Consider the following 3,915-nt stretch of genomic DNA (forward strand, 5'->3'; position numbering starts at 1 on the left):
CAGAACACGATCACGATCCGATCGGCCGGCGCGAAGCCGAAGACCTTGCCGGCCAGCATGGTCGCGGCGATGACCAGCGCGAGCAGCACACAGCACACCCCGGCCAGCGCCAGGATCCGCCACGGCGAGAGCATGTGCCAGATGCCCTCCACCATGCCCGCGCTGAACGCGCTGTAGACCACGAGCAGGATCGAGCCGCGGTCCACCAGCTTCGTCGGCTCGGCGTAGCGGCTGAGCCAGCCGATGACCTTGGGCCGGATCAGCTGGCCGACGGCGAAGGGCACCAGCAGCTGCAGCACGATGTCGCCGATCGAGGAGAAGTCGACGCTGGCCTGGCCGGTCGTGTTCATCAGCAGGATGACCAGCAGCGGAGTCACGAAGACGCCCAGCAGGTTCGAGGCCGTCGCGCTCACGATCGCGCCCGGCACATTGCCTTTCGCGATGGAGGTGAACGCGATCGACGACTGCACGGTCGAGGGCACCAGGCACAGGAACAGCAACCCGGTGTACAGATCGTCGGTGAGCACGCCGGGCACCAGCAGCCGCGCCGCCAGCCCGAGCAGCGGGAACAGCACGAACGTGCTCGCCAGCACGACCAGGTGCAGCCGCCAGTGGGTGAGGCCGGCCAGGGCCTCCTTCGGCGACAATCGAGTGCCGTAGAGCAGGAACAGCAATGCGATGGCAATCTTCGTCAGCACGCCGACTACGTCGGCGGCGGTACCCCGCGCGGGAAAAACGCTGGCCAGGGCAACCGTAGCGAGGATCGACAGGATGAACCCGTCGATATAGAACTTGCTGAGGAATCGCACACCACACGCTAACGCCGAGCGTCTTCCCGAGCGGAACCGAAAAGTACGTATTTCGTCACACCATGGGATGTCTTCGCATATCAGGACAATACGAACGATCGTGCGTACACTTGGCTCGGAGAGTACGAACGAAGGAGCGAACATGCGGATCCGCCGGCTCGGCTGGGCGGGCGTCGAGATCGAATTCGACGGCGCCACACTGGTTATCGACGCGGTACAGGACAGTGAGCTGCTGCGCGGCGCACTTCCGGAGGACGCGTTGCGCGCGCCGCGACGGCCGAACGCCGCGCTGGCCGCCCTCGTCACCCACCTGCACACCGACCACGCCGACCCGTCCGCGCTGCGCCGCATCCTGTCGGCGGACGGTGTCGTCCTGCGCCCGGCGCCGATGGCCGGGGCCGCCGAGGATGTGGTGTGGACGGCGGAGGCCGAGAGCGCCTTCGCGGCAAGCGGTTTGACGACGCGCGTGGTGACGGAGTGGGAGACGACCACCATCGGGCCGTTCGAGGTGACCGCGGTCCCGGCCGTCGACGGCCTCGGCGACCCGCAGGTGAACTGGGTCGTCGGCGCAGGCGGACAGCGGATCTTCCACGGCGGCGACACCATCTTCCACGGCCTGTGGTGGCTCATCGCCCGCCGCTGCGGGCCCATCGACGCGGCGTTCCTGCCGATCAACGGTGCGGCCGTGCGGCTTCCGCACCTGCGGCCGGCCAGCCCGCTGCCCGCGGTGCTCACCCCGGAGCAGGCGGCCATGGCGGGCCACATCCTCGGCGCGCGCACGATCGTCCCGATCCACTTCGGCCTCGATATACCGCCGTACTACGTGGAGGTCGACGAATCGCTGACGAAGTTCCGTGCGGCCGCGGCCGAACTCGGCGTGGACGTCACCGTGCTGGCGCCGGGCGAGGAACGCGAGCTGGCGGCGCACCGCGTCGGCTAGGCCCGTGTCGAAGTCCGGCCGGAGGAGACTTCGAGGCAGAGTCTAGCGTCGCGGGAACAACCAGCGGCTCCGCCGCGGTCCGAGACCACTCGGCCCGCCCGGGATGCCCGTGTACTCGGCGAAAGCCGTCGCGTCCGTGGCGGTCGACGTTTTCGGACGCTCGGCGGCCCAGGCGACGAAGCGTGCCGTGAAGTCGGCGCCGCAGGCGTGCGCGAGCAGCGGGTACCGGCGCGCGACCTCGTCCGCGCGCTTGCGCAGCAGGGCGCGGGCCGCCGCGGCGACGGCGCCTGCCTCGAAGCCGTCCGGAAGCGGTCCTCCGGCGACGAGCGCCGCGACCAGTGCGGCTTGACGCTCGGAAAGGCGTTCCGCCCCTTGGCTTTCGGGGGAAATCATGGGCCCACCGTCCGTGCGCGCGCGGTGAGGGACGGGCGGCGCGCGGCCGCGGCGATGGCGTCGAGTTCGTCGAGGAGTTCGGCGGCGGGCGGGTAGTGGCCGTCGCGCTCCAGTATGAGCGGCACGGGGTGGCGCTCGGTGAACGCAGAGACGAGGGCGAGCACCTCGGCGGGGACGGGATCGGTGTGCGTGTCATGGTAGCGGCCGTCGGACTCGTGGCCGCCCGCGACATGACAGTAGGCGACGCGATCGGTGGGTAGCCGTAGCAATTCGTCCAGTGGATCGCGGGAGCGGTTGCGGGCGTTGGCGTACACGTTGGCGATGTCGAGCAGCAGGTACACCCCGGTCCGCTCGACGAGCTCGGCGAGGAACTCCGACTCGGCGTACTCGTCGTCGGGCCAGTCGAACAGCGCCGCGATGTTCTCCACCGCCAGCGGCACGCCGAGCCCGTCCTGCGTGCGAGAGATGTTGCGCGCCAAGACATCCAGGGCCGCTCTGCTGCGCGGCACCGGAAGCAGATGTCCCGCCTCGACGCCGCCGGCCCGGACGAAGGCGACGTGCTCGCTCACCAGCGGTGCGCCGAGCGCCGCCGCGCACGCGGCGAGGTGCGCGATCCGGCGCTCGTCCACCGCCTCCGCCCCGCCGAGTGACAGTGAAACACCGTGCGGCACAACGGCGATGCCGCGTTCTTTCAGCGCTGCGAGTTCGGCGGGCACCTCGACCCGCGACTCGCCGAGCGATCGGCGGCGCACCGGCAGCGACTCCGCGATCACCTCGGCGAACCCGAGCCCGTCCAATTCCGCGATAACGCCGCAGATCTCGCGTCGCCAGCCGATGCCGAGGACCGAGTCCGGGAGCGGTCCGCTCATGCGCTTCGACCCGCCCCGCGGTCAGCCACCGCACCCGCCGCCGCAGCCCCCACCACCGCAACCGCCGCCGCCGTCACCGCCGCTACCGCCGTCACCGCCCGAGGAGCTCGGCGGTTGCACGGCGCTGGCGAAACCGGGATCGAGGGTCGTCAGCGCCGCGCCGCCGAAGATCGCGGCGGCCAGGGCGGCGCTCTCGATGCCGTAGGTGGCGTAGGCGGGCGAATTCGACGGCCGCAGATGCGCGTTGGCGCTGGTCGCGTTGTCGCGAGCGAGTCGGCCGAGCGGGGTGAGCCTGGGCTTGGCCACCACCAGCCAGTAGCAGAGCGCCAGCACCACCAGAGCGATGACCAGGAACGCGACGGGGTTGTGATTCAGCATCCCCGCGATCAACCGCACCACGCCGACCGCGCCGACGATCACCAGCGGCAGCCCCGCGTCGCGCAGCCTGCGCCGGAAGGCGGCGTCCGGAAAGTAGCCGCGCTTCAGCATTGTGTCGCGCAGCGGTCCCAGTGCCGCCGCCGATCCCGCGGTCAGCGCGGCGACCGTCGGCTTGGTTCCGGCCACGATTCGTTCGTAGGTCGAGCGCGTGAACGGGTCCAGGCGGTGCCGGTCCTCGGCCGTCAGCGGGCGGGCGGGCGCGGCCGCCGAGTCGATCAGATCGTGGCTGCGCAGCCGGGCCAGCGCGGTCAGCACCGCGCGGCGATCATCGAACAGCATGGCGATCTCGGGCAGCGTCAGCTCCGTGCCCGGCCGCTCGAGTCCCTGGGCATCGGGGGCGGCTCGGGTCACGCGCAGCCGCATCACCAGACCGAACAGTGCCGCGAGCGCGATGAACGGCCAGTACAGCGCCAGGAAGTCGGGGCCGGAGATGCCCCAGGTGTCGCCCGCGGCGACGAGAACGAGC

General features: G+C 70.8%; 5 protein-coding genes. 1 reads left to right on the forward strand and 4 read right to left on the reverse strand.

The features are described from left to right. Positions 1-809 (reverse strand): bile acid:sodium symporter family protein (locus tag ON39_RS34450; RefSeq protein ID WP_040740491.1); only part of this gene is annotated, 809 nt, incomplete at its 3' end. Positions 810-951: 142 nt separating this feature from the next. Between ON39_RS34450 and ON39_RS34455 the strand changes: the two genes are divergently transcribed. Next, complete coding sequence (locus tag ON39_RS34455; RefSeq protein ID WP_040740492.1) at positions 952-1,749, forward strand: MBL fold metallo-hydrolase; 798 nt, start codon at positions 952-954, stop codon at positions 1,747-1,749. 42 nt (positions 1,750-1,791) lie between these two features. On the opposite strand, the gene ON39_RS50235 is transcribed toward ON39_RS34455, so the two are convergent. The 3 genes from ON39_RS50235 to ON39_RS46325 form a co-directional block, all read right to left on the reverse strand. Further along, complete coding sequence (locus ON39_RS50235; protein WP_051187472.1) at positions 1,792-2,142, reverse strand: SCO6045 C-terminal-like domain-containing protein; 351 nt, start codon at positions 2,140-2,142, stop codon at positions 1,792-1,794. Next, positions 2,139-3,011 carry an MbnB/TglH/ChrH family RiPP precursor modification enzyme gene (locus ON39_RS34465; protein ID WP_040740493.1) on the reverse strand — a complete coding sequence of 291 codons (873 nt, stop codon included), beginning with the start codon at positions 3,009-3,011 and terminating at the stop codon, positions 2,139-2,141. Before ON39_RS34465 ends, ON39_RS50235 begins: the two co-directional genes overlap by 4 nt. A gap of 21 nt (positions 3,012-3,032) precedes the next feature. Next, on the reverse strand, positions 3,033-3,915 hold an 883-nt coding region (locus ON39_RS46325), incomplete at its 5' end, for a TIGR04222 domain-containing membrane protein (protein ID WP_051187473.1).

Source organism: Nocardia tenerifensis NBRC 101015, assembly GCF_000308715.1.
GTDB lineage: Bacteria > Actinomycetota > Actinomycetes > Mycobacteriales > Mycobacteriaceae > Nocardia > Nocardia tenerifensis.